The sequence below is a fragment of the Kitasatospora sp. NPDC051702 genome, from assembly GCF_040681575.1.
In the GTDB taxonomy this organism is placed as follows: Bacteria; Actinomycetota; Actinomycetes; order Streptomycetales; family Streptomycetaceae; genus Kitasatospora.
Map to the genome: position 1 here is coordinate 82,259 of NZ_JBFAZB010000027.1, position 26,289 is coordinate 108,547.

Here is a 26,289-nt window from a genome sequence, read left to right on the forward strand (position 1 = left end):
GCGGTGCCGCGGTGGGACGGAGGCGCTGCGGCGCCGGGGTGCGCCCACCCGGAGTCGACCCGTTCTTGACCGGAGCTGAAGAGCGCCTTGCCAGGCTGCGGGGCAAGGCATCCGTCATTTCTGGAAGGTCGAATATGGGAGCAATCGAGGTTCCGGTCCTGATCATCGGCGGCGGCGGATGCGGTCTGTCCGCCTCCGTCTTCCTGTCCGACCAGGGCGTTGAGCATCTGCTGGTGGAACGGCATCCGGAGACGTCGAGGATTCCGAAGGCCCACTACCTCAACCAGCGCACGATGGAGATCTACCGCCAGCACGGCGTCGCCGACGACGTGCTCGCCGAGGCCGCTCCGCTGGAGTACTTCGGCAAGGTGCGCTGGCAGACCACCCTCGCGGGCGACGGCCCGCTGGACCGCCGGCTGATCCACGAGATGGACGCCTTCGGCGGCGGCGAGCTGGAGGAGTCCTACGCGGCGATCGGCCCGGTGCTGCCGGCCAAGCTCCCGCAGATGTGGCTGGAGCCGATCCTGCGCCGCCACGCGGAGGAGCGCAACCCCGGCCGGGTCCTCTTCAACCACGAGGTGACCACCTTCTCCGACGAGGGCGACCACGTGCTCGCCGAGGTGCGCAACGTGGAGACCGGCGAGGTCACCACGGTCAAGGCGCAGTACCTGATCGGTGCCGACGGCGGCCGCTTCGTCGGCCCGGCGGTCGGCATCCGGATGGAGGGCCCGCCCGGGCTGGTCAACACCACGACCGCCTACTTCTCCGCCGACCTGTCCGAGTGGTGGGAGGAGGGCACCCTCATCACCCACTTCCTCAGCCCGGAGGACCCGGACCTCTCCAGCAACCTGATCGAGATGGGCCCGAGCTGGGGCAAGGCCTGCGAGCAGTGGGGCCTGCACTTCGCCCCCGGCCCGCCCGGACGCTGGGACGCCGAGACGGTCGTCCCCCGGATCCGCGAGCTGCTGCGCATCCCGGACCTGGAGATCACCGTCCACAAGGTGACGGACTGGATCGTGGACGCGATCCTCGCCGACCGCTACCGGGTCGGCCGGGTGCTGATCGCCGGCGACGCCGCGCACAAGCAGCCGCCCGCAGTCGGACTGGGCCTCAACACCGGCATCCAGGACGCGCACAACCTGGCCTGGAAGCTGGCCGCGGTGCTGGGCGGGCGGGCGCCCGAGAGCCTGATCGACACCTACGAGGCCGAGCGCCGGCCGATCGGCCGGCAGAACGTCGACTGGGCGGTCTCCGCGGCCGTGCACCACCAGGCCGTGATCGACGCGGTCGGCGCCGGCCACAACATCCCGGCGGGGCGCCGCAAGCAGCGCCTGGAGTCGTACTTCGACCCGTCCTGGCTCGGGGACACCGTGCGGGCCCGCGCCCTGGAGATCTTCCACACCCACCGCGGCGGCTGCCAGTCCCTCGACATGGAGGTCGGCTTCGCGTACGAGGCCGGCGCGGTGCTGCCGGACGGGACCGAGCCGCCGGTCCGCGTCCCGATGCGCAACGAGCACACGCCGACCTCCCGCCCCGGGCACCGGCTGCCGCACGCCTGGATCACCAAGGACGGCAAGCGGCTGTCGACGCTGGACCTGACCGGCCGCACCGGCTTCACGCTGATCACCGGGCCGGAGGGCTCCCCGTGGGCGGAGGCGGCCGCGCGGATCGCGGAGCGGCTCGACGTCCAGCTCGTCACGGCGGTCGTCGGCGCGGGCGCCGAGTTCGCGGACGTGGACGGCGGGTGGGAGGCCGTCCGGCAGATCACCGACGCCGGCGCGCTGCTGGTCCGCCCCGACCAGCACGTCGCCTGGCGCAGCCCGGCCGGGGCCGAGGACCCGGAGCAGGTGCTGACCGGGGTCTTCGCCGCCGTCCTGGGGCGCTGACCCGCGAGCACCGACGAGAAGTGGCCGTGCCCGGTGATCGGGCACGGCCACTTCTCGTTCTCCGGGCGGGTCCCGCCGCGCCGCCGTCCTCGTCGGGCGGGGGCGGGGTGCCGGCTCCCGGGGACACCGGGCAGGCCGTCGCCCGGAACGGCGGACCGTTCCGGGCGAGACCGCTCAGACCCCGACCGCGACGGAGCGCTCGGCGGCGTCCTTCCGCAGCCAGCCGGCGACCTGGTCGGCGGCCTTGCGCGCGGTGGTCATGCAGACGCCGACGCCCACGCCGTCGTACAGCGCGCCGCAGACGGCGAGCCCGGGCTGGGCCGCGACGGTGTCCCGGATCCGCTGCACGCGGTCCAGGTGGCCGACGGTGTACTGCGGCAGGGCGTCGGCCCAGCGGCTCACCCGGGACGCCACCGGGGCTCCGGTGACGCCGGTGGCCTCGGCCAGCTCGGCCGCGGCGACGGCGACCAGGTCGGCGTCGTCGCGCTGCAGCAGGTGGTCCTCGCCGAAGCGCCCGAAGGAGCAGCGGACGATCTCCACCTCGCCGGCCAGGTGCGGCCACTTCACGGTCGTGAAGGTGACCTCCTTGACCGCCCTGCCCTCCACCGCCGGCACCCGGTAGGCCGAGTAGCCGCGGCCGGAGAGCCCGCCGGGGAACGCCGCGCGGGGGTAGGCCAGGGTGACCACGGCGACGCTCGAGTACGGGACCTCGGTGAGCGCGGAGACCGCCGCCGACGTCCCGGAGACCCCGGCGAGCAGGCTGCCCGCGGGGCCGGCCGGCACGGCGACGACGACGGCGTCCGCCTCGATCAGCTCCGGGTCGCCGGCCGGGCCCACCGTCAGCTTCCAGCCGTCCGTGCCGCGGACCAGCTCGCGGACCGGGGCGCCGGTGCGCACCGTGGTGTCCGGGGCGACGGCCAGCACCTCGCGCACCAGCGCGGCGGGCAGGCTGCCGAAGCCGCCCGCCAGCTTGGCGACGCTCACCGGCGGCGGCTTCTCGCCCGGCGCGAGCTCCGGGACGAGCGAGCCGGCCGCGTCGGCGAGCGAGGCGTGCCGTCCGGACGCCTTGGCCAGCGGGGTCAGCGTGGCCTCGAACGACAGGTCCTCGGCGCGGCCGGAGAAGACGCCGGCGAGGAACGGGTCGACGAGGCGGTCGACGACCTCCTGGCCGAGCCGGCCGCCGACGTAGGACGCGACCGAGACGTCGCCGTCCCGGTCGAACGAGGGCAGGGCGAGGTCCTGCCGGGCGCGGTCGACGCCCGCCGCGGACAGCACGCCGGACTTGGCGAGGTCGTCCATGTCGCAGGGCACGCCCATGAACTGACGGTCGGGCTGGTTGCGGATGTCGCCCCTGGTCCAGATCGCCGAGGCGGTGACGCCCGCCGACATGATCTGCTCGCCGAGGCCGACGTCCTTGATCAGCCCGGTGGTCTTGACGCGGTTGGCGTACAGCGACTCGGCGCCCTCGTCGACCGCGACACCCGCCACCTCGGATACCAGCAGCTTGCCGCCGATCCGGTCCGAGCCCTCCAGGACGGTCACCCGGACCGGCTCGTTGCGCAGATAGAACGCCGCCGCCAGGCCCGAGATACCACCCCCGATGATGACCACGTGGGGCTTTCCGTTCACCTGGTCCCGTTCGCTGCCAGCCATTCCACCAGCTCCTTCGTGGTTACGGTGTCGTAGAGCCGCCCCGGCGCCGACGGCCGGCGCCGGGACGGTTTCTTGGCAATGTGGCCGGGGGCTCTGGACCCCCGGTCGAGGGTTCCTGGACCCTCGGCGGTGCTTTCTGGCGGTGCGTCAGTCCCGTGCTGCGGGGCCGAACCAGCGGTCGAGGGCGGCGGTGAGGTCGTCGTCGCTGCCGGGGGCGGTCCAGGCGACGTAGCCGTCGGGGCGGACCAGGACGGTGTCGAGGGGCTCGTCGGGGGTGGTGGTCCAGGTGCCGGTGACGAGGTCGAGGCCGGTGCGGCCGGTGGCGTGCGCGGCGGCCCCGTCGTCCTGGCCGGTGGTGATCAGCAGGCCGTGCCCGGTGTGCAGCAGGTCGGCGACGCGGGTGCGGGTGCCGTCGGCCAGGGTGAGCTCGCGGCCGGGCGCCAGGCGCCGGCCGAGCAGCGGGTGGTCGCCCTTGCCGAGCTCGTAGCGGATGCCGAGGTTGCTGAGCATCCCGGCCAGGTACTCGGCGGCGTCCCGGTGGGCGACCAGCTCGGACATGATGCCGCGGACCGGGTCCATGTCCGCGCCGGTGAGCCGTAGTTCGATCGCCGCCCGGGCGTTGCGCGCCAACTGCTCGCCGACCGCGTGGCGTTCGGCGTGGTAGGTGTCGAGCAGGCCCTCCGGGGCCCGGCCGGCGATCGTGGCGGCGAGCTTCCAGCCGAGGTTCACCGCGTCCTGGACGCCCACGCTGAGGCCCTGCGCCATGGCCGGGGGCTGGATGTGCGCGCTGTCGCCGGCCAGGAACACCCGGCCGCGCCGGTACTGTGCGGCGGCCCGGGAGGCGTCGGTGAAGCAGCTGATCCAGCGGCACTCGCCGTGGTGGATGGACTCGCCGGTGAGCCGCTGCCAGGAGTCGGCGAGGTCGGAGAAGACGAGGGAGTCGCGGTCGCGCGGCGGAGTGCCGGCCTCGTGCACGACGATCCGGGTGACGCCGTTCTCCAGGTCCATCGCCATCACCATGCTGCCGCCCGGCAGGTCCTCGCCGATGCGCCGCTTGCGGGTGTCGATGCCGGTGACGTCGGCGCTGAAGAAGCCGCGGACGCCCTCGGTGCCGGGGAAGTCGATCCCGGCCAGCTTGCGGACGGTGCTGCGCCCGCCGTCGCAGCCGACCAGGTACCCGGCGGTGTCCTCGCCGGGCCCGTCGGGGCCCTCGAAGGCCACCACGACGCCCCCGTCGGTCTCCCGGAGGCCGGTCACCCGGTGGCCGCGCAGGATCGGCACGCCCAGCTCGACGACCCACTCCTCGAGCATCCGCTCGGTGCGGAACTGGGAGATCCCGCGGTGCCCGTGGTGGTCCTCGGCGAGCCCGCGCAGGTCGATCGGCACCCCGCCGAAGTGGCTGTCGGCGGGTTCGGTGGCGCCGAGCCGGCCCAGCAGACCGCGCTGGTCGAAGCACTCGGCGGTGCGCCTGGTGAAGCTCGCGCCGCGGGACTCCCTGGTCGGGGCCGCCAGCCGCTCGTAGACGACGACGTCCACGCCGCGCAGCCTGAGCTCGCCGGCGGTCATCAGCCCGACCGGGCCCGCGCCGACGACGATCACGTCCCTGGTCATGTGTTCGCTCCTCTTCGGATCGATGCGGCCGGTCACCGGCCGGCGGTGCGGGGGGCGCGGGCGGGGCCGAACCAGCGGTCGAGAGCGGCGGTGAGGTCGTCGTCGCTGCCGGGGGCGGTCCAGGCGACGTAGCCGTCGGGGCGGACCAGGACGGTGTCGAGGGGCTCGTCGGGGGTGGTGGTCCAGGTGCCGGTGACGAGGTCGAGGCCGGTGCGGCCGGTGGCGTGCGCGGCGGCCCCGTCGTCCTGGCCGGTGGTGATCAGCAGGCCGTGCCCGGTGTGCAGCAGGTCGGCGACGCGGGTGCGGGTGCCGTCGGCCAGGGTCAGCTCCCGCTCGGGCGCCAGGCGCCGGCCGAGCAGCGGGTGGTCGCCCTTGCCGAGCTCGTAGCGGATGCCGAGGCCGCTCACGATGCCGGCGATCTGCTCGGCGGCGTCCCGGTGGGCCAGCAGCTCGCCCATCACCTCGCGGATCGGCTCCATCGCGGCCTCGCCGAGGTAGATCTTCTGCGCCGCCTGGGCGTTGCGGACCAACTCCCGCCCGACCGCGTGGCGTTCGGCGTGGTAGGTGTCGAGCAGGCCCTCCGGGGCCCGGCCGGCGATCGTGGCGGCGAGCTTCCAGCCGAGGTTCGCGGCGTCCTGCAGGCCGGCGCTGAGGCCCCAGGCGGCCAGCGGCGGGATCTCGTGCGCGGCGTCGCCGGCCAGCAGCACCCGGCCGCGCCGGAACTCCTCGGCCAGCGCGGCGGAGTTGCCGCAGGCCCAGAGCCACTGGGGCTGCGCCTCGTGGATGGACTCCCCGGTGAGCCGCTGCCAGGCGTCGGCGACCTCGGCGAAGGTGAGCGCACCCGGTTCGGGGCGGGCGGGCAGCGACAGGTCGTGGATGACGACGCGGAAGCGGCCGGGGCCCAGCGGGGTGCAGACCACCATGCTGCCGCCGGGGAGCCGCTCGCCGATCGGCCGCGGGCGCAGGGCCACGCCGGTGATCTCCGCGGTGTACATCCCCCGGGTGGCGGCCCACTCGGTGGCGGGGATGCCGGCGAGCGCGCGGACGGTGCTGCCCGCGCCGTCGCAGCCGACCAGGTAGCCGGCGGTCTCCTCGCCGGGGCCGTCGGGGCCCTCGAAGGAGACCACGACGCCGTCGGCCTCCTCGCGCAGTCCGGTCACCTCGCGGCCGCGGCGCACCGGGACGCCCAGGTCGGCCAGCCAACCGGCCAGTGCCGTCTCGGTCCTGACCTGGGACAGGCCGAGCACGCCGCTGTGGTCCTCGTCGAGCATGTCGAGGTCGAAGCGGACCCCGCCGAAGTGCCCCATCGGGCCCCACCGGAACTCGCCCAGCCGGGGGAGCAGCCCGCGCTGCCCGAGCGATTCGGCGGCGCGCCGGTTGAAGCCGAGCGCGCGGGACTCGTCGGTGGGGGCGGAAAGCTTGTCGTAGACGACGACGTTCACCCCGCCGAGACGGAGTTCTCCGGCCAGCAGCAGGCCGACCGGCCCGGCACCGACCACGATGACGTCAGCTGTTTTCATATTCAGGCCCTCTGCGCTGTGGCAATAGTTGGCCATGGTGAAGCTACCCAGTGCGGTGTTCGACTGCAATGAGTTGAATGCGCACGCAGCAGTCGAACGTTCGACTGTGGATTCAGCGCGTTTGAACGGGAAATCGGGCACGGCAATGTCGGAGGTGCACCCGGCAATTGCGGACCAGCAATGTGAATGCGTGAGCAATTCGGCCCTCGAATGCGGGCCGCCCGGTCTCGCGCGTTCCGTGGCCCCGGCTCCGGTGCGGCGGCGCGCCGGGCCCGGAACGCCCCACACGAAAGGAAGAGACGTGCCGGTCGAGAAGATCGCGCTCATCACCGGTGCCAACAAGGGCATCGGATTCGCCATCGCGCGGCAGCTCGGTGAGCAGGGGGTGGTCGTCCTCGTCGGCGCGCGGGACGAGCTGCTCGGCAAGCAGGCCGCCGACGCGCTGGCCGCCGACGGCGTCACGGCGGTGCCGCTGCGGATCGACGTGACGGACCGCGACTCGGTGGAGGGGGCGGCCCGGGAGGTGGAGCGGCGGTACGGCCGCCTGGACGTCCTGGTGAACAACGCCGGGGTCGCGGGCGGCTTCACCGGGGCGCCCAGCGAGGCGACCGCCGACGACCTGCGGGAGGTCTACGAGACCAACGTCTTCGGCGTGGTCACCGTGACCAACGCGATGCTCCCGCTGCTGCGCCGTTCCGCGGCCGGGCGCATCGTCAACCTGTCCAGCCACGTCGGGTCGCTGACCCTGAACTCGAACCCGGGGTCCCCGCTGGCGGGGGTCAACATGATCGCCTACCAGTCCTCGAAGACCGCGCTGAACGCGGTGACGGTCGCGTACGCCAAGGAGCTGCGCGGGACCCCGATCAAGGTCAACGCCGCCCTCCCCGGAGTGGTGGCCACCGACATCAACCACCACCGAGGTCACCGGACGCCCGCCGAGGGAGCGGTGATCGCGGTCCGGCTCGCCCTGCTGGACGAGGCCGGCCCGTCGGGCGAGTGCCTGGCGGACGACGGATCCATTCCGTGGTAGCGCGGAACGTCCCCAACCAGAAAGAGGAACGGCTTTGCTCCAGATCACGATCAGTGACCTCCAGACCATCATGCGCCAGTGCGCGGGCGAGGCCGAGGACGCGTTGCCGCTCGAGGAGGCGCCCGACCGCACCTTCGAGGAGCTGGGGTACGACTCGCTGGCCCTGCTCGAGACGCACAGCCGGATCGAGCGGGAGTTCGGCATAGCGCTCTTCGAGGACGAGGTCGGCGACGTCGACACGGCCCGGGACCTCGTCGACTACGTCAACTCGCTGTTGCAGCTGAAGGTCATGTCGGCGGCCTGATCCCGCGCGGGGTCGCGGCCGTTCGCGGTCATCACAACCGAGCGCCGGACCGGGCGGGGACCCGGGGGGCACGAGACACGGAGACACACAGTGGCGGTAGAAGAAACGATTCTGGTGCTGGGCGGTACCGGTCGGCAGGGCGGGGCGGTGGCCCGTGAGCTGCTGCGCCGCGGACGCACCGTGCACGCCCTGGTCCGCGACCCGGAGAAGGCGCAGGCGCGCGCGCTCGCCGAGGCCGGCGCCGTCCTGGTCCGCGGCGACCTGGACGACGGGGAGTCGCTGTTCGAGGCGATGCGCGGCGTGCACGGGGTGTTCAGCGTCCAGACCTTCCGGGGCCCGGGCGGCTGCGAGGCCGAGGTGCGCCAGGGCCGGGCGGTGGCCGACGCCGCGGTCCGCGCCGGCGTGCGGCACTTCGTCTACAGCTCGGTGGGCGGTGCGGACCGGGACACCAGGGTCCCGCACTTCGAGAGCAAGCTGGAGGTGGAGCAGTACCTGCGGACGCTGGACCTGCCGACGACCGTGCTGCGGCCGGTCATGTTCCACGACATCCTCCTCGACATCGCCCCGCGCCCGGTGGCGGGCGAGCTGGTGCTGGCCATGTGGCTGGATCCGGAGACCCCGGTGCAGCTGATCGCGACCAGCGACATCGGCGCCTTCGCCGCGGACGCCTTCGACGACCCGCAGGCGTGGCTCGGCCGGGTGGTCGAGATCGCCGGCGAGGAGCTGACCGGTCCGCAGATGGCGGCGGCGTTCCAGGCGGTGTCCGGCGTGCCGACCCGCTTCCAGCAGCTGCCCATCGAGCCGCTGCGCGCGGCCCGCGAGGACCTCGCCAACATGTTCGACTGGTTCGAGCGCGACGGCTACCGGGCCGACCTGCCCGAACTGCGCCGGATCCGGCCGGACCTGGTCTCCCTGGAGACCTGGCTGGGCGACAACTGGACCTCCCCGCTGGCCGCCTCCCGGGGCTGACGGCGGGGTTCAGGTGAAGATCGGATCGCGGGTGCGGGTGCGCTTGAGTTCGAAGAACCCGTCGGTCCCGGCCACGGCCAGGACGCCGTCCCAGAGCCGCACGGCCGCCTCGCCGCGCGGGGTCGGCGTCACCACCGGGCCGAAGAACGCCACGTCCCCCACCGCGAGGACCGGAGTGCCCACGTCGGTGCCGACGCGGCCGATCCCGTCGTCGTGCGAGGCGCGCACCGCGCCGTCGAACACGTCGGATCCGGCCGCGTCGGCCAGGGCGGGATCGAGCCCCGCCGCCGCCAGCGCCGCCTCGTAGGTGGACCGCTCCTTGGGGGCCCTCCCGAGGTGGAACCGGGTGCCGAGCTCGGTGTACAGCCGGCCCAGCACCTCCGGGCCGTGCTTCCGGGCGGCGGCGGCGCAGACCCGCACCGGTTCCATCCGCAGCGCGAGGTCCCGGTGCCAGCGTTCGGGCAGGTCGGTCCGCCCCTCGTTGAGCACGGTCAGGCTCATCAGGTGCCACCGGACGTCGAGGGGCCGGTGCCGTGCGACCTCCAGGATCCAGCGGGAGGTCAGCCACGCCCAGGGACAGGTCGGGTCGAACCAGAAGTCCACCGGGATCTGTTCGTCGTGCGGCAAGGTCGGCTCCTCGGGGGTCTCGGTCGGTCGCGGTCAGTAGTTTCCGAGGCCGCCGCAGACGTTGATCGCCTGCGCGGTCACCGGCGCCGCCACGTCGGACACCAGGTAGGAGACCAGGCCGGCCACCTCCTCGGCGGTGGAGTAGCGGCCGAGCGGGATCTTCGCCTGGAAGCGCTCCAGGATGGCGTCCTCGGTGGTCTCGAAGTGGGCGGCGTAGCCCTCGCGGACGCGCCGCGCCATCGGGGTCTCCACGTAGCCGGGGCAGACGGCGTTGACGGTCACGCCCGTCTTCGCCAGCTCCAGGCCGAGCGCCTTGGTGAAGCCGACGACGCCGTGCTTGGAGGCCGAGTAGGGGGCGCCGAGCACCACGCCCTGCTTGCCGCCGGTCGAGGCGATGTTGATGATCCGGCCCCAACCGCGTTCGACCACGCCCGACTTGAGCACGGCCCTGGTCACCAGGAAGACGCTGTTCAGGTTGGTGTCGATCACGTCGTACCAGAGCTCGTCGGCGATCTCCGCGGTCGCGCCGCCGCCGCTGCGGCCGGCGTTGTTGACCAGGACGTCCACCCGCCCGTACCGCTCCACGGCGGCGTCCACGAGCCGGGCGACGTCCTCCGGCTTGCGGACGTCGGCGGCCAGGCCGTCGGCCCGGTGGCCGTCCGCGCGCAGCTTCTCGACCGTCGCCCGGACGCTCTCGGGGTTCCGTGAGCAGAGGAAGACCCGGAATCCCTGGCCCGCCAGGGTCTCGGCGACCGCCAGGCCTATTCCGCTGGTACCGCCGGTGATCAGTGCTACCTGCTGTCCGTTGTCAGCCATTCCGCCTGCTCCTTTTCGGGGTGTGTGCGGGGTCGGAACAAGCTGACAAGATGGGCCGGATTCCCGGTCGAGGGGTGGTCGAGGTCATCGCGTTCAACTGCCTCAATTCTTCAGTTGAACGTTCGACAGTCAATTCCCATAATGCCGGGTTGCGGCCCTGATAAGCGCCGACCTATCGTCGGGTAATCCACGAAAAGGCGCTCTGAAGGGAAAGCCATGTCCGCATCGCCCGAGGTCCGTGATCAGTCGGACTCCTACTCGCTGCTCGACCTGATCCAGGGCGCGGTGATCACCCAGGCGATCTCCGTCGCCGCCCGGCTCGGCGTCGCGGACATCCTCGCCGAGGGGCCGCTGGCCGTCGAGGAGATCGCCAAGCGGGCCGGTGCCGACGCCAAGTCCACCCACCGCATCCTGCGCGCGCTGGCCGGCCACGGGGTGTTCGCCGTCCGCCCGGACGGCCGCTACGAGCAGACGCCGCTGTCCGAGAAGCTCCGCGAGGACGCGACCGACTCGATGCGCGGCTTCGCGCTGCTGATGAGCCACCCCCTGCTGTGGGAGGAGTGGGGCCACCTCTTCACCGCCGTGGAGACCGGCGAGCCCAACCTGCCGAAGCTGCGCGGCATGAACGCGCTGGAGTTCTTCCACGCGACCCCCGAGTACGCGGGCGTCTTCTTCAACGCGTTCGGCCGCCTCTCGGAGTCGGAGACCGACCCGATCCTGGCCGCCTACGACTTCTCGCAGTTCGGCACCGTGGTGGACGTCGTCGCCGGCCGCGGCGGCCTCCTGGCGGGCATCCTGCAGCAGTCGCCGGACGTCAAGGGCGTGCTGTACGACTCCGAGGCCGCGACCGTCGACTCGCCGGCGTTCTTCGAGGCGGCCGGTGTCGCCGACCGCCTGACGATCGCGCACGGCGGCCACCTGGACGCGCTGCCGACCGGCGGCGACGCCTACCTGTTCAAGCACATCATCCACGACTTCAGCGAGGCCGACGCCGTCACCGCGCTGCGCAACGCCCGCGAGGCGATGGCCCCCGGCGGCAAGCTGCTGGTCGTCGAGTACGTGCTCCCGGAGAACAACGAGCACCACCTCGGCCACTCCATCGACCTCTGGCTGATGCTGATGCTCGGCGCCCAGGACCGCACGCTGGAGCAGTACTCCGAGCTGTTCGCGAAGGCCGGCTTCACGCTCACCCGGGCCGTCCCGACCACCGCGCCGATCTCGATCATCGAGGCGATCCCGGCCTGATCCCGGCAGGTGAGCCGGTCCCCCATCGCAGAAGTCGAGGCTCAGGACAAGAAAACATGGATACCGATGTCATTGTTATCGGGGCAGGTCCCGCGGGACTGACGCTCGCGGCCGAGCTCCGCCTCGGCGGCGCCGACGTCATCGTCTTCGAGCAGCGGGCCGAGCGGAGCTGGGAGTCGCGCGGCATCGGGTTCACCGCGCGCGCCACCGAGATGTTCCACCAGCGCGGGATCCTGGAGCGGCTGGAGAACATCACCACCACCCGCCAGGGGCACTTCGGCGGCATCCCGATCGACTTCGGGGTGCTGGAGGGGTCGCACTTCGGCGTCCGCGGCGCCCCCCAGTACAAGGTCGAGGAGATGCTCGAGGGCCGGGCGCTGGAGCTGGGCGTGTCCCTGCGCCGGGGCCACGGGTTCACCGGGCTGACCGAGGGCGGGGACGGCGTCACCGCGACCGTGCGGGGGCCGGAGGGCGAGCGGGAGTACTCGGCCCGCTTCCTGGTGGGCTGCGACGGCGGGCGGAGCACCGTCCGGCGGCTGGCCGGCTTCGAGTTCGCCGGCTCCGACGCCACCCGCGCGATGTACCTGGCGGACGTCCGGGGCTGCGACATCAAACCGCGCATGATCGGCGAGCTGCTGCCGAACGGCATGGTGATGTCGGCGCCGCTGGAACAGGGCTACACCCGCATCATCGTCTGCGAGAACGGGACGCCGCCCGACCGCGGCCGCGAGGTGACGTTCACCCAGGTCGCGGACGCCTGGCAGCGGTTGACCGGCGACTCGATCCACCACGGCGAGACGCGCTGGGTGAGCAGCTTCACCGACGCCACCCGCCAGGCCACCGAGTACCGGCGCGGCCGGGTGCTGCTGGCCGGCGACGCCGCACACATCCACCTGCCCGCCGGCGGCCAGGGGTTGAGCGTCGGCGTGCAGGACGCCTTCAACCTGGGCTGGAAGCTGGCGGCGACGGTCCGCGGGCGGGCCCCGGAGGGCCTGCTCGACACCTACCACGCCGAACGCCACCCGGTGGGCGCGCGGCTGCTGCGCAACACCCTGGCCCAGGGCGTCCTCAACCTCGCCGGCCGGTCGGTCGAGCCGCTGCGCGCCGTCATGGCCGAGCTGGTGACGATCCCGGCCGCGGCCCGGCACCTGTCCGGCATGGTGAGCGGCCTCGACATCGGCTACCCGGTCGGCGGGCCGGCGCCCGGGGCGGCGGCGCACCCGCTGCTCGGCGGCCGGCTGGCCGACCGCGAGCTGGAGCTCGCCGACGGCGGCTCCGTGCGGGCCGCGCGGCTGCTGCACCCGGCCCGGGGCGTCCTGATCACCGCCGACGCCTCGGGGGAGACCGCCCGCACCGCCGCCGGCTGGTCCGACCGCGTCGACCTGGTCCGGGTGCGGGAGTTCCCCGCCGGACCGGAGGAGGGCGGCGCCGCGACGGAGTCGGTGCTCGTCCGCCCCGACGGCTACATCGCCTGGACGGCGCCGGACGGGGGCGGTCTCGACGCCGCGCTGCGGCGCTGGTTCGGCGAGGCCCGGCAGGGCCCGTCCGGCGGACACGCCCCGGGTCCGAGACAGGGCCTACGGGCCTCGTAACCGAGAGGAGAACCAACGTGACCGAGAACGCGGTCCGTGAGACCGAGCACGAGATCAACGTCTCCGCCCCCGCCGAACTGGTGTACGCCCTGATCGCGGACGTCACCCGGTGGCCGGAGATCTTCCCCCCGACCGTGCACGCCGAGGTGGTCGAGAAGGACGGCGACACCGAGCTGATCCGGCTCTGGGCGACGGCGAACGGCGCCGCGAAGACCTGGACCTCCAGCCGCCTGCACGACCCGGAGCGGATGAGCGTGGCGTTCCGCCAGGTCCGTTCGCAGCACCCGGTCGGCGCCATGGGCGGCGCCTGGGTGGTGGAGCCCGTCTCCGGGAGCTCCTGCCGGGTGCGCCTGCTGCACGACTTCTACGCGGCCACCGACGACCCGGCCGACCTCGACTGGATCAGCGAGGCCGTCGACCGCAACAGCGCCTCGGAGCTCCGGGCGCTGAAGTCGAGCGCCGAGGCGTCCGGCCCCGACGAGCTGATCACCTTCGACGACACCGTGACCGTCGACGGCCACGGCAAGGACGTCTACGACTTCCTGAACGAGGCGCAGCTCTGGCAGGAACGGCTGCCGCACGTCGCCCGGGTGTCGCTGGAGGAGGACGAGCCGGGGCTCCAGATCCTGGAGATGGACACCCGCACCAAGGACGGCAGCACCCACACCACCCGCTCCGTCCGGGTCTGCCGGCCGTCCACCGCGATCGTCTACAAGCAGGTCGTCCTGCCCGCGCTGATGACGCTGCACACCGGGCGCTGGCTCATCGAGGAGCGGGCCGGCGGCGGGGTGTCGGTGACCTCGCGGCACACCGTGCGGATCAACACCGAGAACATCGCCGCGGTGCTCGGTCCGGAGGCGACGGTGCGGACCGCGCAGGAGTTCGTCCGCACCGCGCTGAGCACCAACAGCCTGGCCACCCTGGGCCTCGCCAAGGCCCACGCCGAGGGTGTCCGCAGCGGGCGCGCCGAGTCGTGAACCCGTCCCGGGGGGCCGCGCCGGTCGTCGTGGTCGGCGCCGGCCCCGTCGGGCTGCTGCTCGCCTGCGAGCTGCGGCGGGCCGACGTCCCGGTGGTCGTCCTGGAGCGGCTGACCACCCCGATGACCGAGTCGCGGGCCAGTCAACTGACCACGCGTACGGCGGAGTTACTCCACGAGCGGGGCTTCGGCGCGCTGCTCGCCGAGGCCGCGCACGAGCCGCGGACGCACTTCGGCGGGCTGGGCTTCGAACTGTCGCCCGTGGACAGCCCCTTCGGGGGCAACTGGAAGGTGCCGCAGTACCGCACCGAGGCCGCCCTGGGCGCCCGCGCGGTCGAACTGGGCGCCACCGTCCTGCGCGGGCACGAACTGACCGGCCTCACCGCCGCACCGGACCACGTGCGCTGCGAGGCCGCGGGCCCCGACGGCCCGCGGCGGATCACGGCGCGGTACCTGGTCGGCTGCGACGGCTCCGGCAGCACGGTGCGCCGGCTGGCCGGCTTCCCGGTGACGGAGACGGCGGCGACCAGGGAACTGCTCCGGGCCGACCTCACCGGCCTGCGGATCCGCGACCGCCGCTTCGAACGGCTCCCCGGGGGCTTCGCGGTGGCGTCCACCCGCGGCGGCGTCACCCGGGTGATGGTGCACGCGTTCGGCGACGCCGTGACCGGGCGGCGCGGCGCGCCCGGGTTCGACGAGGTCGTCCGGGCCTGGGCACGGGTGACCGGCGAGGACGTCTCCGGGGGCACCCCGATCTGGCTGGACGCCTTCGACACCGCGAAGGGCCTGGCCGACGCCTACCGGCGCGGCCGGGTCCTGCTGGCCGGCGACGCCGCCCACTGGCACCCGCCGGTCGGCGGCCAGGCGCTCAACCTCGGCCTCCAGGACGCCGTCGACCTGGGCCGCAAGCTCGCCGCGACGGTGCACGGCACGGCCGCCCCCGGACTCCTCGACACCTACCAGGACGAGCGGCGCCCCGTCGCGGCGCGCGTCCTCGACCACGTCGCGGCCCAGGAGCACCTGATGTTCGGCGGCCCGGAGGCCGAGCCGCTGCGCGCGGTCCTCGCCGAGCTGATCGGCCTGGAGCAGGTCCGCGCCCACCTGACGGCGACGGCGAGCAATCTCGACGCCCGCCCGTGAGGAACGACCGGTTGTGAAGAACGGATGCGCAGGGAAGGCAGGAAGAGGACAGTGCAGGACTTTGACACGGACGTGATCATCGTGGGGGCCGGCCCCACCGGTCTCATGCTCGCGGGCGAACTCCGCCTGGCGGGGGTCGAGGCCGTCGTACTGGAACGGCTGACCGAGCCGATGCGGCAGTCCCGCGCACTCGGCTTCTCGGCCCGGACCATGGAGGAGTTCGGCCAGCGCGGACTGCTGGAACGGTTCGGCGACATGGGCGTCATCCCGATCGGCCACTTCGGCGGGATGCCGCTCGACTACACCATCGTGCCGGGCGGCAACTTCGGCGTGCGCGGGGTGCCGCAGGCGCTCACCGAGTCGATCCTGCACACCTGGGCGACCGGACTCGGCGCCGGGATCCGCCGCGGCTGGGAGCTCACCGGCCTGACCGCCGGGGACGAGGGCGTCGAGGTGCGGGCCGACACCCCGGAGGGCCCGCGCACCCTGCGCGCCCGCTACGTGGTGGGCTGCGACGGCGCGCGCAGCGCCGTGCGCAAGCTGTCCGGCATCGACTTCCCCGGCCACGAGGCCACCATCGAGATGCTGATGGCCGACGTCACCGACGTCCAGGTGCGGCTGCGGCCCACCGGCGAGCTCGGCGACGCGGGCATGGTCGTGGTGCTGCCGGTCGGCCCGGACACCACCCGGGTCGTGGTCTTCGAGCGCGGCGCGGGCGTGCGCCCGACCACCGAACCGCCCACCTTCCAGGAGGTGGCCGAGGCGTTCAAGCGGGTGACCGGCGAGGACATCAGCAGCGGCACCCCGCGCTGGCTCAGCTACTTCACCGACTCCACCCGCCAGGCCTCCGAGTACCGCAGGGGCCGGGTCTTCCTGGCCGGCGACGCGGCGCACATCCACATGCCGATCGGCGCGCAGGGCATCAGCGCGGGCCTCGGCGACGCCGTCAACCTCGGCTGGAAGCTCGCCGCCGAGATCCACGGCCACGCCCCGGAGGGGCTGCTGGACACCTACCACACCGAGCGCCACCCGGTCGGGGACCGCATCCTCGCCAACACGCTCTCCCAGCGCAGCCTGTACCTGGGCGGCCCCGAGATGGCGCCGATGCGCGCGGTCTTCGCCGAACTGATGGCCCACGAGGACGTCCGCAAGCACCTGGTCGGCATGGTCACCGGCCTGGACATCACCTACGGGGCCGCCGAGGGCGACCACCCGCTGCTCGGCCGGCGGCTGCCGGAGTTCCCGCTCCCCGACGGCCCGGACGGCGCGCCGACCGTCTTCGGGCTGCTGCACGGCGGGCGCGGCGTCGTCCTCGACCTGCGCGGCGACGAGGCCCTGGCCGCCGCCGCGGCCCCGTGGACCGACCGGGTCCCGGTCGTCACCACGGCGGCCCGGCCGGAGGGAGCGCTCGCGGACGTCGAGGCGCTGCTCGTCCGGCCGGACGGCTACATCGCCTGGATCGGCTCCGGCGGCTCCGGCGCGGCCGGCCTGACCGACGCCCTGGGCCGCTTCTTCGGCGCCCCCCGTGACACCCACTGAGACGGACACCAGGACCGGACGCCCCGCCACCGCGGGCGTTCCACGCCAGCCACGTCCACGCTGACCAAGTCCACGCTAACCAAGGAGGAATCATGCCGTTCATCAACCCCGAAGACGGGCACCTGACCGTCCTCAACCTGTTCAAGACCGACTCCCGCGACCGCGTGGACACGCTGGTCAAGGAGATGTCGAAGATCGTCGACACCGCGGACTTCCCGGGCTGGATCTCCAGCACCGTGCACCGCGGCGAGCACACCCCGGGCACCCTGAACTTCATCCAGTGGCGCGGCATGGACGACCTGGAGTCCCGGTACAACGACAGCGAGTTCAAGCACCACACCGTCCCGGTCTTCCGGGAGATCACCACCTACGTCCGGCTGATGCAGAACGAGGTGGAGTCGAGCCTGCGCCACCCGTCGCTGGGTGACGTCACCGAGGTCTCCCCGGACCGCGACGACTACACCGTCATCGAGGTGCTCGGCGTGGACCCGGCCGACCAGCGCGCCCTGGTCGCCCACGAGAGCACCGCCCACTCCTGGCTGCTGGACGTCCCCGGCTACCGCTCGCGGACCGTGCTGCGCGGCATCCGGTCCCGCAACCTGCAGGGCGGCGACAGCACCCTGGCGACGGTCGGCACCGACAACGACTTCGTCGTCGTCTACTCCCAGTGGGCCGGCAAGGAGGCCTACGACGCCTTCCGCACCCAGGCCGAGGCCGACTGGTCCACCGCCCGCAGCGGCTTCGGGGCCAAGCGCGGTTCGCTGATCACCAGCGCCGACTGGAACGGCTACCGCCCGGTGCACACCCGCTCCGCGGGCGACCCGGTGGCGGTCTGACCCCCGCACCGCACGAACCCCGAAGGGGCCCCCGGCAGTCAGCCGGGGGCCCCTTCGGGGTTCGTGCGGTCAGCCGGCGATCGAGTCCCAGTGCCACCGGGAGTCGAAGGAGGAGACCTCGACCTGCGCTCCGGCGGCGACCAGCGCCGCCGCCCGGCTCGTCGCCCGCGCGACGAACCCGGAGAGCCGGTGGGCCGCCAGCAGGTCCTGCTCGTCGAAGGGCAGGCCCTCGCAGCGCAGCAGCCGCAGGTCCATGAAGCCGTTGAACGTCCGCCCCAGCACCTCCACGGCCTGCGGGCTGCGGACGGTGAAGCGGACCCGGGCCGCGACGTGGCCGTTGTGGTGCTGGTCGGAGTAGTACGCGACGTCCGGGATCACCGGCGGCACGAAGTGGTCGCGCGCGGCGATCTCGGGCACCTTCGGGAGGTTGCCGACCAGGAAGTGCCACGAGTTGTACTGCATCCGCGAGGAGATCGCCCACGCGGTGTCGGCCAGGTGCGCGGCGGAGCCGCCGAAGAGCCGGCGGGAGTCCTCCGACGGGACGACGCAGCAGAAGAAGTGCGGGATCTCCCACTCGGCGATCCTGGCGTACTCCTCGGCGCGCAGCGCCGCGATCAGTGCGGGGAGCGAGCGCATCCCCCGGCTCATCGCGAAGTCGGCGTCGAACACCGCGGTCGCCGCGCGCACGCTCTCGTGCACCAGGGACTCCAGCCCGGTGCCGAAGGCGCCGTGCGGTCCGGCCAGCCAGTCCGGCGACGCCGCGACGGAGGCGGTCAGCTCGTCGAGGGTGTCCCCGGCGACGGGGAGCCGCTCGCGCAGCCGCGCGCAGAGCTCGGCCTCCAGCCGGCGGGCGTCGTCCTTGACCGGGCCCGCGACCCGCTCGATCTTGTGCATCAGCGGGCCGTAGATCTCCCGGTAGAGCTGCACCCTCCCGACGAGCTCCCGGCGCCGCGCGGCCAGGGCCCCGGCGAGGGCGTCGAGCGCGGCGACCCCGTGCCCGTCCGGGGCCGGTACGGGCGGCAGCTCCCCGGCGGCCGCGTTGTAGGCGGTGCGGGTCCGCTCCAGCAGCAGGGCCACGTGGTCGAGCGTCAGCTGGGTCCCGTTGGCCTCCTCGATCCGGGCGTAGCCGGCCGAGCGGACCAGCAGGGTGAGGCAGACCACCAGGAGGACGTCGCCGTCCGCCCACAGGTCGAGCGGCACCGTCCCCAGGCTGGTGAGCGTGCAGTCGGGGTGGCCCGGCCGCAGCGTCTTGCCGGTCAGGTTGTTCCGGTCGCGGAAGTTGGTGTACTGGCGTTCGCCGACGTAGAGGACGAACGGCGCGGTCCGCAGCGCCGCCTCCTTCAGGGTGTCGAGCAGCTCGCGCCGGCCCTCGGGGCCGGCCGCCGCCAGCCACCGGCGGCCGTCGGCGACGGACTGCCGCCAGCGCTCGGCGGCCAGGGCCAGTTCGGTCCGGTAGGCGGCGAGGTCCTCGGCGGTCCAGGGCACCCGCAGGACGCCGTCGACCAGGTCGGCGGTGTCGCTCAGTGCGCCCCGGGACGGGACGCGGACGGCGAGCCGGCCGCTGCGGTCCAGCCCGATCTCGCCGAGGAACGCGGTGGCGGCGTCCCCGGGCCGGTCGGGGGCCCGGCCGTCGTCCCGCCAGGACCGGCCGACCAGGACCTTCAGCGCGGCCTCGTCCTCGACGGGCAGCGCCCGCAGCTGGATGTCGGCCGGGACGTGCCCGGCGAGGGTGAGCAGCGTGTCCACGGCGGTGGCGAGGTCCGGCGCGGCCGCGGCCCGCCGCCAGGTCTGCGCGAGCAGCGCCGGGAAGCCGGAGTCCTCGGGGGTCAGGTAGTCGGGCCCGCCGGCGCCGGCGGGGCGGCCGAGCCGGCTGGGCCGCCGGCTCTGCCGGGCCTTGGCCAGCGCCGCGCTGCGGGTGAGGGTGTCGTCCCGCTCGGTGGGCAGGGTCATGAAGTGCCCCTGGCGGTGAGGTCGACGTGGTCCCACATCCGGTCCTCGGTGGCGGTCCACTCCTCGTCCACGTAGATGCAGTCGACGGGGCAGACCATCACGCACTTGGGGCAGCCCGAGCAGAGTTCGGGGATGATCTGGACGTTGAGCCCGTTGTCGAAGATCGCGCCGAACTCGGCCGGGCAGCTGCGCAGGCAGGTGTCGCAGGTGATGCACTCGGACGTCTCGATGCGGCGCGGCGGCTTCTTCCAGTTCTCGTCGCGGGACCGCCGGGCGATCCGTTCCTCACGCGCGGTGGTGGTGACTGAAGGAGTGTCCTTCACCCATGGCATGGTCTTCTCCTCACAAGTGGTGGCCCGTCAGGTCGTGCGGGACTGCTCGTGCGGCGGGCGCCCGGCGGCCGGGCGCCCGTGCGGGTGGCTCAGAACGCGCCGAAGTACTCGCGCTGCTCCCATTCGGTGACGCCGCCGGGCGCGCTCTCCGGGAGCTCGGCCGCGCACCAGGTGTCGAACCGGCGGGCCTCGCTCTCCTTGAGCTTCGCCAGGCAGGACTTGAGCGGTGCGCCGAGCAGTCGTTCGGCGCGGTCGCTCGCGCGGAAGGCCTCGAGCGCCTCGTGCAGGGTGCGGGGCAGCGGCCGGTGGGCGGCGGGCTGCTCCGGAACGCCGGCGAGCAGCCCGTCGAGGCCCGCGTGCAGCTGGGAGGCGATGGCCAGGTAGGGGTTGGCGCAGGGCTCCCCGATCCGGTTCTCGACGTGGGTCGAGCTGCCGCCGCTGAGTATCCGGACCATAGCGCTGCGGTCCTCGAACCGCGAGTCCACCGAGGTCGGCGCGAGCGTGAACTCCGGTGCCAGGCGCCGGTATCCGTTCACGGTCGGCACGGAGAGCAGGCAGAACTCGCGGGCGTGCGACAGCAGGCCCTCGGTGTAGGCCCGGCCCTCGGCGGAGATGGCGTCCTGCAGGCCGTCGCCCTCGGCGAAGAGGTTGACGCCGGTCTTGGCGCTGGTCACCGACTGGTGGAGGTGCCAGCCGCTGGGGTCGAAGCTGTCCAGACGGGGCAGCGTCATGAACGAGGCGTGGTAGCCGCGCCGCCGGCACTCCTGCTTGAGCTGGGTGCGGAACAGCAGCATGGCGTCGGCGGCGTCCAGGGCGAGCATCGGGTTGAAGGTGGTCTCCAGCTGCCCGGGGCCGGACTCGTGCTCGAAGGAGCGCAGCGGCAGGCCGAGCCGCATCAGCATCGCGGCCAGCGGGTCGGCGACGTGGGCCACCGAGTCGTAGGCGCTGTCCAGGTTGAACTGGTAGCCGGGGTTCACCGCCTCGACCTGCGGGGCCGGGCCCTGCAGGCCGAAGCCGTTGCCCTCGTTGCCCACCGGGCCGCCGGTCAGCCGGGTGAGGTACCACTCGACCTCGAGGCCGATGACCGGGGACAGCTCGTGCCGGGCGTAGTCGGCGCAGACCCGGCGCAGCACGTTGCGGGCGGAGAGCGGGTGCGGCGTGCCGTCGCGCAGGTACTCGTCGCCGAGCACCCAGGCGGTCCGCGGCTCGGTCCGCGGCAGCACCTGGAAGGTGCGCGGGTCCGGGACGAGCACGAAGTCGCCGGCGCCGCGCAGTTCGCCGACCCCGACGCCGGCGTCGGCGAGGAAGTCGACGGCGACGGCGTGGCCGGTGTCGAAGAGGAACGGCCCGGCGCTGAAGTCCATGCCGTTGCGCAGCACCGAGCGGAACACGCCGGCGGGCACGGTCTTGGAGCGGGCGAGCCCGTGCGGGTCGCAGAACACGACCCGGACGAGGTCGACCTCGTCCAGCTGGAGCTCGACCTGCTCGGCGGCGGCGGCCTGCCGTTCGTCCCAGAGCCCGAACTCGGCGACGAACGAGGGGCGCCCCACGCTCTCGTCGCCGCCGTGCAGGGACCATGACCTGGAAACCATGATCATCTTCCTTCCGTTGTGATGCCGGGGGGAGTGAGGGTGAGGCCGAGCGCCGTCTCGACGAGTTCGGCGGTCGAGAGCACCAGGCCGTCGGCACCGACCCGGCCCACGAGCTGGAGCCCGACCGGGAGCCCGGCCGGGGTGAGGCCGACCGGCAGCGACAGCGCGGGCTGGCCGGTCAGGTTGAACGGGTAGGCCGCGGGGGCCCACGACAGCCAGCGCAGGTCCTCGGGGTCGGCCGCCCACGGCGGGGCGATCGCCTCGGCGGCGAACGCCTCGATCGGGACGGTCGCCATCGCCAGCAGGTCGTGGGACTCCATCACCGAGGCCAGCCGGGCCCGCAGGGCGAGCCTGGTCTCCTCGGCGCGGGCCACCGCGGCGGCGCCCAGGGAGCGGCCGTAGCGCACGATCGCGAGCCGGCCCGGGTCGCACCCCGGGTCGTCCTCCGGCGCGGTGCCGTGGGCGTCGGCGGCGGCCAGGATGTCCACCAGGGCGCGGTACGGGTCGGGGAACGGCACCTCGATCCGGTCGACCCGGTGCCCCAGCGCGGCCAGCACCGGCAGGACGCCCTCGGTGACGTCGCGGACCGGCCCGGACGTCCCCGGGAACTCGATCCAGCCGATGCGCAGCCCGGCGGGCTCCGCCGCGGCCACGAGCGGCGTCGTCCCCGAGTCGGGGTCGCGCGGGTCGGCGCCGCCGAGCACCGCCGTCAGCGCCGCGGCGTCCGCCACCGTCCGCGCCAACGGCCCGACGTGCGAGAGCCGTTCGGGGCAGGGCGGCACGTAGGGGATCCGGCCGTAGGAGGGCTTGAAGCCGACCACGCCGCAGAACGCCGCGGGGATGCGCACCGACCCGGCACCGTCGGTGCCGAGCGAGGCGGTGCACAGGCCCGCCGCCACCGCGGCCGCCGAGCCGCCGCTGGAGCCGCCGGCCGTCCGGCCGAGCGCCCAGGGGTTGCGGGTGGGGGAGGAGACCCGGCACACGGTGCTCGCGCTCCAGCCGTACTCCGACGTCGTCGTCTTCCCCACGACGATGGCGCCCGCGGCCCGCAGCCGGGCCACGGACGGGGCGTCGGCGGCGGGCCGCCGGTTGGGCAGCAGCGAGCCGCGCCTGGTGGGGAGGCCCTCTGTCTGGATGAGGTCCTTCACCGATACCGTGACGCCGAGCAGCGGCCGGTCGCGGAAGGCGGCCGGGCCGAGGGCGGCCAGCAGACGGTCGGCCGCCTCGGCCTCGCGCAGCGCGCGGGCCTGCGCGACCTCGACGTACGCGCCGAGGGAGGGGTCCGTGGCGCGGATCGCGCCGAGCACGTCCAGCACGTGCCCGGCGACCGTGGAATGACCTTCGAGGAGGAATTTCCGGGTTTCGGGAATGCTGCGGCAGATCGACTGCCTCGTCGTTGTGGTGGGGACTGACACGAGTCCACTACAGGACATCGGCCGAATTTCCCGCAACTTGCCGATTGCCGGTGTTGCATCTGCGCGCATTCCTCAGTTGAACGGGATTTCTTGCGAATGCGGCGGGCTCCTAGCAGCATGTTTCGGAAGGTAATTCAGGCGCACTTATCACTCAGGAGAAGACCCGATGACCCCACGGATGGACAACCCTTCTCTGGTCGTTCCCGGCACCCTGCAGCCCCTGCTCGACCTGACCGAGGTCATCGGCAAGGTCGGAGTGCCGCAGTCGACCCTCGACCTCATCCGGCTGCGCGTCAGCGAGATCAACGGCCGGGTCTACCTGCTCACCGACGAGCCGGGCAAGGACGGGCCGAAGGACGAGCGTCTGCCGCAGGTCGCCACCTGGCGCGAGGAGTCCTGCTTCACCGGAGCCGAGCGCTCCGCGCTGGAGATGGCCGAGGCGGTCACCCTGATGACCGACCCGCAGGACATGGCCTCGGACGCGGTCTGGGAGGACTCCTCGCAGTACTACACCGACGAGCAGCTCGGCGCGCTGGTCATGCACATCGGCCTGGTGAACTTCTGGAACCGCGTCAACGTCGCCACCAACCAGGAACCCGCCGTCTGGCGCTGAGAAGGAGCCCGACCACCGTGTTGAAGCTCATCAACGCCGGCCTGGGCAGGACCGGCACCACGTCCCTGCAGGTGGCCCTGGACCGGCTCGGTCTCGGCCCCTGCTTTCACATGTTCGACATCGTCGGCGACGAGACCCGGCTCAAGGAGTGGGAGAAGGTCGTCTGCGACGGTGCCGAACCCGACTGGGCGGCGCTCTTCGAGGGCCGCACCTCCGCCGTGGACGGCCCCTGCGCCGTCTACTACCGGCAGATCAGCGAGGCCTTCCCGGAGGCCAAGGTGATCCTCACGGTGCGCGACGCCGAGGGCTGGTACCGCAGCACCCACGACACCCTCTTCCAGTTCGTCCTGCGCAGCGCGGAGAACCCGCCGGAGCCCGGCTCCCACCAGGACCGGCTGCTCCGCGTCACCAGCACGATGGTCTGGGACGGCATCTTCGGCGGCCGGTTCACCGACAAGGACCACGCCATCGAGGCGTACCACCGGCACAACGAGGAGGTCGTGCGGGCCCTCGGCGCGGACAACGTCCTCGTGTACGACGTCAAGCAGGGGTGGGAGCCGCTCTGCGCCTTCCTCGGCGTCGAGGTCCCCGAGGAGGACTTCCCGCACGCCAACGACTCCGCGGCCATGCGGCAGCGGATCGCCCAGGCGGCCGGCGCCGGTCCGGCCCCGACCGGTTGAGCCAGCGAGGGAGCATTCGGTGCTGATCACGGAAATGACGGTCCCCGGCGCGTACCGCGTCGAGCCGGAGACCCTGAGCGACCGCCGCGGGTACTTCTTCGAGTCGGTGAAGACCAGCGCCCTGCTGGCCGCCAGCGGCTGGGAGTTCGCGGTCCGCCAGGTCAACTACTCGGTGTCGAGGCGGAACACCCTCCGGGGCATCCACGGCACCAAGGTCCCGCCCGGCCAGGCGAAGTTCGTCACCTGCGTGCGCGGCAGCGCGCTCGACATCGCCGTCGACCTGAGGGTGGGGTCGCCGACGTTCGGCCACTACGACGTCACGTACCAGAGCCCGGAGACGGGGACGGCGGTGTACCTGCCCGACGGGATCGGTCACGCCTTCCTGGCCCTGAGCGACGACACCTGCATGAGCTACCTCTGCTCGCAGGAGTACGTGCACGGCACCATGATCGACGTCGACGCGCTCGATCCGGCCCTGGGCCTGCCCTGGGACCTGAAGGAGGAGCCGATCCGCTCGGACAAGGACGCCGCGGCGCCCACCCTGGCCGAGGCGGCGGCGGCCGGCCTGCTGCCCACCTACGAGGAGTGCCTCCCCCGGCCCTTCCCCGCGCTGGTGAACGGCGGCCGCTAGCGGCCGTGCCGGAACGCCGGAGCACCCCGCCGGCCGGACGGCCACCGACCGGGACGCGCCCGCACCACGAGCATCCGCACGACCGCGGGACGGGCAGGCGCACGACGCCAGCACGACGCCAAAGGGAACGGCAGCCGGAGTCCGCGGACTCCGGCTGCCGTTCCCTTTCCCCTTCCCGTGACCGCCTCACCCGGTCCCGCCGACCGGGCCCTCCTGGCCCAGGGCGTGCTCGCGGATCCGGGCCATCAGGGCGGCCTGCCGCACCAGCTCGTGGTGGTGGGCCGGCCGCGCCGCCGGGTCGCGGACGGCGTCGTGGAAGGCGGTGAAGACGCCGAGGAACTGGTCCGAGGCGGGGGCGGTGATCAGGGTCTCGCGGTCCCGCTGCTGGAGCCGCAGGACGGGGCGGGCGTCCCGGGAGGGGGTGAAGGCCCACTCCAGCACGAGCCGGCCCTCGCTGCCCCAGAGGTCGTAGGTCGACCGGTAGCTGTGCGACAGGCCGAAGGAGCAGTTCGCGGTGACGCCGTCGTCGCCGCGCAGCAGCGCCACCCCGGAGACGTCCACGCCCAGGCCGCCGTCGAACTCCAGCCCGGCGCCCAGGACCCGCGCGGAGTCCCCGAGGTACTCCTGGGCCGCGCGGACGGGGTAACAGCCGACCTCCCAGAGCGCCCCGCCACCGAGGTCGGCCTGGTACTTGATCCCGTTCGGGTCGGTCGGGGGGATGCCGAACGCGCCGTTGAAGGCCCGGAGCCGGCCGATGGCCCCCTCGGCCAGCAGGGAGCGCGCCAGCTCGTGCTGGGGGTGCCGCAGGAACGCGAAGTTCTCCATGATGAGCAGTCCGCGCTCCTCGGCGAGCGCCACGAGGGACCGGGCGGTCTCCTCGCTGGGCACCGCGGGCTTCTCGATCAGGACGTGCTTCCCCGCGCTCAGCGCCCGGTGCGCCCACTCCGCGTGCTGGCTGTTCGGCAGCGGGATGTAGACGGCGTCGACGCCGGGCGTCTCGAGGAGCCGGTCGTAGCCGGCCACGGCCTCGCAGTCGAACGGGGCCGCGACGCTCTTGGCCTTCTCCTGGGAGCGGCTGGCCACCGCCACCAGGTGGAACGGTGACTGCCGGATCGCCGGCAGGGCCCTCCGGACGGCGATGTCGGCGCACCCGATGATGCCGATGCCGGGGCCCCGCTCGGATTCGTGAACGGGTGACAGATCTTCGATTTTCACAGGTCCACCTAAGCGACAAGAGGAATTCACGTGCCTGAATCGGGATGAGGTCAGCGTAGGTAGCCGCCGCTTTGTCCGTCAACACCCGCGGATAAACGCGGCCCCGGGTCGCAAGGT

The 26,289-nt window shown here is 73.2% G+C and carries 23 protein-coding genes; 13 read left to right on the plus strand and 10 right to left on the minus strand.

All coding sequences use genetic code 11. The features are described from left to right. Nucleotides 1-134 precede the first annotated feature (134 nt). On the plus strand, nucleotides 135-1,886 hold the full coding sequence (locus tag AB0N04_RS22560; RefSeq protein ID WP_360217382.1) for an FAD-dependent monooxygenase: 1,752 nt from the start codon (nucleotides 135-137) through the stop codon (nucleotides 1,884-1,886). A 174-nt stretch (nucleotides 1,887-2,060) separates the two neighbouring features. Here the strand turns inward: AB0N04_RS22560 and hemG are convergent, their stop codons facing one another. The 3 genes from hemG to AB0N04_RS22575 all read right to left on the minus strand — a co-directional run bounded on the left by hemG (nucleotide 2,061) and on the right by AB0N04_RS22575 (nucleotide 6,670). After that, nucleotides 2,061-3,539 (minus strand): protoporphyrinogen oxidase, encoded by a 1,479-nt coding sequence (hemG, locus tag AB0N04_RS22565; RefSeq protein WP_360217379.1) that lies wholly within the window; start codon nucleotides 3,537-3,539, stop codon nucleotides 2,061-2,063. A 147-nt stretch (nucleotides 3,540-3,686) separates the two neighbouring features. Beyond that, nucleotides 3,687-5,150: an FAD-dependent monooxygenase gene (locus tag AB0N04_RS22570; protein ID WP_360217377.1), complete on the minus strand. Its 1,464-nt coding sequence runs from the start codon at nucleotides 5,148-5,150 to the stop codon at nucleotides 3,687-3,689. Between the two features lie 32 nt (nucleotides 5,151-5,182). Then, nucleotides 5,183-6,670, minus strand: a complete 1,488-nt coding sequence (locus AB0N04_RS22575) for an FAD-dependent monooxygenase (protein WP_360217374.1) — start codon at nucleotides 6,668-6,670, stop codon at nucleotides 5,183-5,185. Nucleotides 6,671-6,971: 301 nt separating this feature from the next. Between AB0N04_RS22575 and AB0N04_RS22580 the strand changes: the two genes are divergently transcribed. The 3 genes from AB0N04_RS22580 (at nucleotide 6,972) to AB0N04_RS22590 (ending at nucleotide 8,973) form a co-directional block, all read left to right on the plus strand. Then, on the plus strand, nucleotides 6,972-7,700 hold the full coding sequence (locus AB0N04_RS22580; protein ID WP_360217371.1) for an SDR family oxidoreductase: 729 nt from the start codon (nucleotides 6,972-6,974) through the stop codon (nucleotides 7,698-7,700). 34 nt (nucleotides 7,701-7,734) lie between these two features. Further along, nucleotides 7,735-8,004, plus strand: a complete 270-nt coding sequence (locus tag AB0N04_RS22585; RefSeq protein ID WP_360217368.1) for an acyl carrier protein — start codon at nucleotides 7,735-7,737, stop codon at nucleotides 8,002-8,004. A gap of 90 nt (nucleotides 8,005-8,094) precedes the next feature. Then, on the plus strand, nucleotides 8,095-8,973 hold the full coding sequence (locus tag AB0N04_RS22590) for an NmrA/HSCARG family protein (RefSeq protein ID WP_360217365.1): 879 nt from the start codon (nucleotides 8,095-8,097) through the stop codon (nucleotides 8,971-8,973). Between the two features lie 9 nt (nucleotides 8,974-8,982). Here the strand turns inward: AB0N04_RS22590 and AB0N04_RS22595 are convergent, their stop codons facing one another. Together AB0N04_RS22595 and fabG are read right to left on the minus strand one after the other, a co-directional pair. Then, nucleotides 8,983-9,600, minus strand: a complete 618-nt coding sequence (locus AB0N04_RS22595) for a DsbA family protein (RefSeq protein ID WP_360217362.1) — start codon at nucleotides 9,598-9,600, stop codon at nucleotides 8,983-8,985. A 33-nt stretch (nucleotides 9,601-9,633) separates the two neighbouring features. Next, a complete protein-coding gene (gene fabG / locus AB0N04_RS22600) occupies nucleotides 9,634-10,416 on the minus strand; it encodes a 3-oxoacyl-ACP reductase FabG (RefSeq protein WP_360217359.1) in 783 nt (260 codons plus the stop codon). A 216-nt stretch (nucleotides 10,417-10,632) separates the two neighbouring features. Here fabG and AB0N04_RS22605 point away from each other — a divergent pair, with 216 nt between their 5' ends. The 6 genes from AB0N04_RS22605 (at nucleotide 10,633) to AB0N04_RS22630 (ending at nucleotide 17,744) form a co-directional block, all read left to right on the plus strand. Then, nucleotides 10,633-11,661: a methyltransferase gene (locus tag AB0N04_RS22605; RefSeq protein WP_360217356.1), complete on the plus strand. Its 1,029-nt coding sequence runs from the start codon at nucleotides 10,633-10,635 to the stop codon at nucleotides 11,659-11,661. A 56-nt stretch (nucleotides 11,662-11,717) separates the two neighbouring features. Continuing rightward, nucleotides 11,718-13,253 carry an FAD-dependent monooxygenase gene (locus AB0N04_RS22610; protein ID WP_360217353.1) on the plus strand — a complete coding sequence of 512 codons (1,536 nt, stop codon included), beginning with the start codon at nucleotides 11,718-11,720 and terminating at the stop codon, nucleotides 13,251-13,253. 17 nt (nucleotides 13,254-13,270) lie between these two features. After that, complete coding sequence (locus AB0N04_RS22615; protein WP_360217350.1) at nucleotides 13,271-14,230, plus strand: aromatase/cyclase; 960 nt, start codon at nucleotides 13,271-13,273, stop codon at nucleotides 14,228-14,230. Beyond that, a complete protein-coding gene (locus AB0N04_RS22620; RefSeq protein WP_360217347.1) occupies nucleotides 14,227-15,369 on the plus strand; it encodes an FAD-dependent monooxygenase in 1,143 nt (380 codons plus the stop codon). The genes AB0N04_RS22615 and AB0N04_RS22620 overlap by 4 nt, the downstream gene beginning before the upstream one ends. Before the next feature lie 51 nt (nucleotides 15,370-15,420). Beyond that, nucleotides 15,421-16,908: an FAD-dependent monooxygenase gene (locus AB0N04_RS22625; RefSeq protein ID WP_360217345.1), complete on the plus strand. Its 1,488-nt coding sequence runs from the start codon at nucleotides 15,421-15,423 to the stop codon at nucleotides 16,906-16,908. Between the two features lie 92 nt (nucleotides 16,909-17,000). Beyond that, complete coding sequence (locus AB0N04_RS22630) at nucleotides 17,001-17,744, plus strand: antibiotic biosynthesis monooxygenase (protein ID WP_360217343.1); 744 nt, start codon at nucleotides 17,001-17,003, stop codon at nucleotides 17,742-17,744. Between the two features lie 69 nt (nucleotides 17,745-17,813). Here AB0N04_RS22630 and AB0N04_RS22635 read toward each other — a convergent pair whose 3' ends face one another. The 4 genes from AB0N04_RS22635 to AB0N04_RS22650 form a co-directional block, all read right to left on the minus strand. Continuing rightward, the gene (locus AB0N04_RS22635) at nucleotides 17,814-19,694 is read right to left on the minus strand and encodes a hypothetical protein (protein WP_360217341.1); all 1,881 of its coding nucleotides are present in this window, start codon (nucleotides 19,692-19,694) and stop codon (nucleotides 17,814-17,816) included. Then, nucleotides 19,691-20,026 carry a 4Fe-4S dicluster-binding protein gene (locus AB0N04_RS22640; protein ID WP_360217338.1) on the minus strand — a complete coding sequence of 112 codons (336 nt, stop codon included), beginning with the start codon at nucleotides 20,024-20,026 and terminating at the stop codon, nucleotides 19,691-19,693. The genes AB0N04_RS22635 and AB0N04_RS22640 overlap by 4 nt, the downstream gene beginning before the upstream one ends. A gap of 89 nt (nucleotides 20,027-20,115) precedes the next feature. Continuing rightward, nucleotides 20,116-21,618 carry a glutamine synthetase family protein gene (locus AB0N04_RS22645; protein ID WP_360217335.1) on the minus strand — a complete coding sequence of 501 codons (1,503 nt, stop codon included), beginning with the start codon at nucleotides 21,616-21,618 and terminating at the stop codon, nucleotides 20,116-20,118. Nucleotides 21,619-21,620: 2 nt separating this feature from the next. Beyond that, nucleotides 21,621-22,934 (minus strand): amidase family protein, encoded by a 1,314-nt coding sequence (locus AB0N04_RS22650; protein ID WP_360217332.1) that lies wholly within the window; start codon nucleotides 22,932-22,934, stop codon nucleotides 21,621-21,623. 265 nt (nucleotides 22,935-23,199) lie between these two features. On the opposite strand from AB0N04_RS22650, the gene AB0N04_RS22655 reads away from it, so the two are divergent. The 3 genes from AB0N04_RS22655 to AB0N04_RS22665 are packed head-to-tail and all read left to right on the plus strand — an operon-like array spanning nucleotide 23,200 to nucleotide 24,957. Continuing rightward, a complete protein-coding gene (locus AB0N04_RS22655; RefSeq protein ID WP_360217329.1) occupies nucleotides 23,200-23,646 on the plus strand; it encodes a carboxymuconolactone decarboxylase family protein in 447 nt (148 codons plus the stop codon). A 17-nt stretch (nucleotides 23,647-23,663) separates the two neighbouring features. Beyond that, the gene (locus tag AB0N04_RS22660; RefSeq protein WP_360217326.1) at nucleotides 23,664-24,326 is read left to right on the plus strand and encodes a sulfotransferase family protein; all 663 of its coding nucleotides are present in this window, start codon (nucleotides 23,664-23,666) and stop codon (nucleotides 24,324-24,326) included. Between the two features lie 19 nt (nucleotides 24,327-24,345). Next, nucleotides 24,346-24,957: a dTDP-4-dehydrorhamnose 3,5-epimerase family protein gene (locus AB0N04_RS22665; RefSeq protein WP_360217323.1), complete on the plus strand. Its 612-nt coding sequence runs from the start codon at nucleotides 24,346-24,348 to the stop codon at nucleotides 24,955-24,957. Nucleotides 24,958-25,143: 186 nt separating this feature from the next. Here AB0N04_RS22665 and AB0N04_RS22670 read toward each other — a convergent pair whose 3' ends face one another. Beyond that, nucleotides 25,144-26,172, minus strand: a complete 1,029-nt coding sequence (locus AB0N04_RS22670) for a Gfo/Idh/MocA family oxidoreductase (RefSeq protein WP_360217320.1) — start codon at nucleotides 26,170-26,172, stop codon at nucleotides 25,144-25,146. Nucleotides 26,173-26,289: the final 117 nt, after the last annotated feature.

Excerpts from the sequence above, each read along its gene's own strand:
- AB0N04_RS22560 (WP_360217382.1), top strand. The coding sequence starts at position 135 with ATGGGAGCAATCGAGGTTCCGGTCCTGATCATCGGCGGCGGCGGATGC.
- hemG (WP_360217379.1), bottom strand. The coding sequence starts at position 3,539 with ATGGCTGGCAGCGAACGGGACCAGGTGAACGGAAAGCCCCACGTGGTC.
- AB0N04_RS22570 (WP_360217377.1), bottom strand. The coding sequence starts at position 5,150 with ATGACCAGGGACGTGATCGTCGTCGGCGCGGGCCCGGTCGGGCTGATG.
- AB0N04_RS22575 (WP_360217374.1), bottom strand. The coding sequence starts at position 6,670 with ATGAAAACAGCTGACGTCATCGTGGTCGGTGCCGGGCCGGTCGGCCTG.
- fabG (WP_360217359.1), bottom strand. The coding sequence starts at position 10,416 with ATGGCTGACAACGGACAGCAGGTAGCACTGATCACCGGCGGTACCAGC.
- AB0N04_RS22605 (WP_360217356.1), top strand. The coding sequence starts at position 10,633 with ATGTCCGCATCGCCCGAGGTCCGTGATCAGTCGGACTCCTACTCGCTG.
- AB0N04_RS22610 (WP_360217353.1), top strand. The coding sequence starts at position 11,718 with ATGGATACCGATGTCATTGTTATCGGGGCAGGTCCCGCGGGACTGACG.
- AB0N04_RS22630 (WP_360217343.1), top strand. The coding sequence starts at position 17,001 with ATGCCGTTCATCAACCCCGAAGACGGGCACCTGACCGTCCTCAACCTG.
- AB0N04_RS22635 (WP_360217341.1), bottom strand. The coding sequence starts at position 19,694 with ATGACCCTGCCCACCGAGCGGGACGACACCCTCACCCGCAGCGCGGCG.
- AB0N04_RS22640 (WP_360217338.1), bottom strand. The coding sequence starts at position 20,026 with ATGCCATGGGTGAAGGACACTCCTTCAGTCACCACCACCGCGCGTGAG.
- AB0N04_RS22645 (WP_360217335.1), bottom strand. The coding sequence starts at position 21,618 with ATGGTTTCCAGGTCATGGTCCCTGCACGGCGGCGACGAGAGCGTGGGG.
- AB0N04_RS22655 (WP_360217329.1), top strand. The coding sequence starts at position 23,200 with ATGACCCCACGGATGGACAACCCTTCTCTGGTCGTTCCCGGCACCCTG.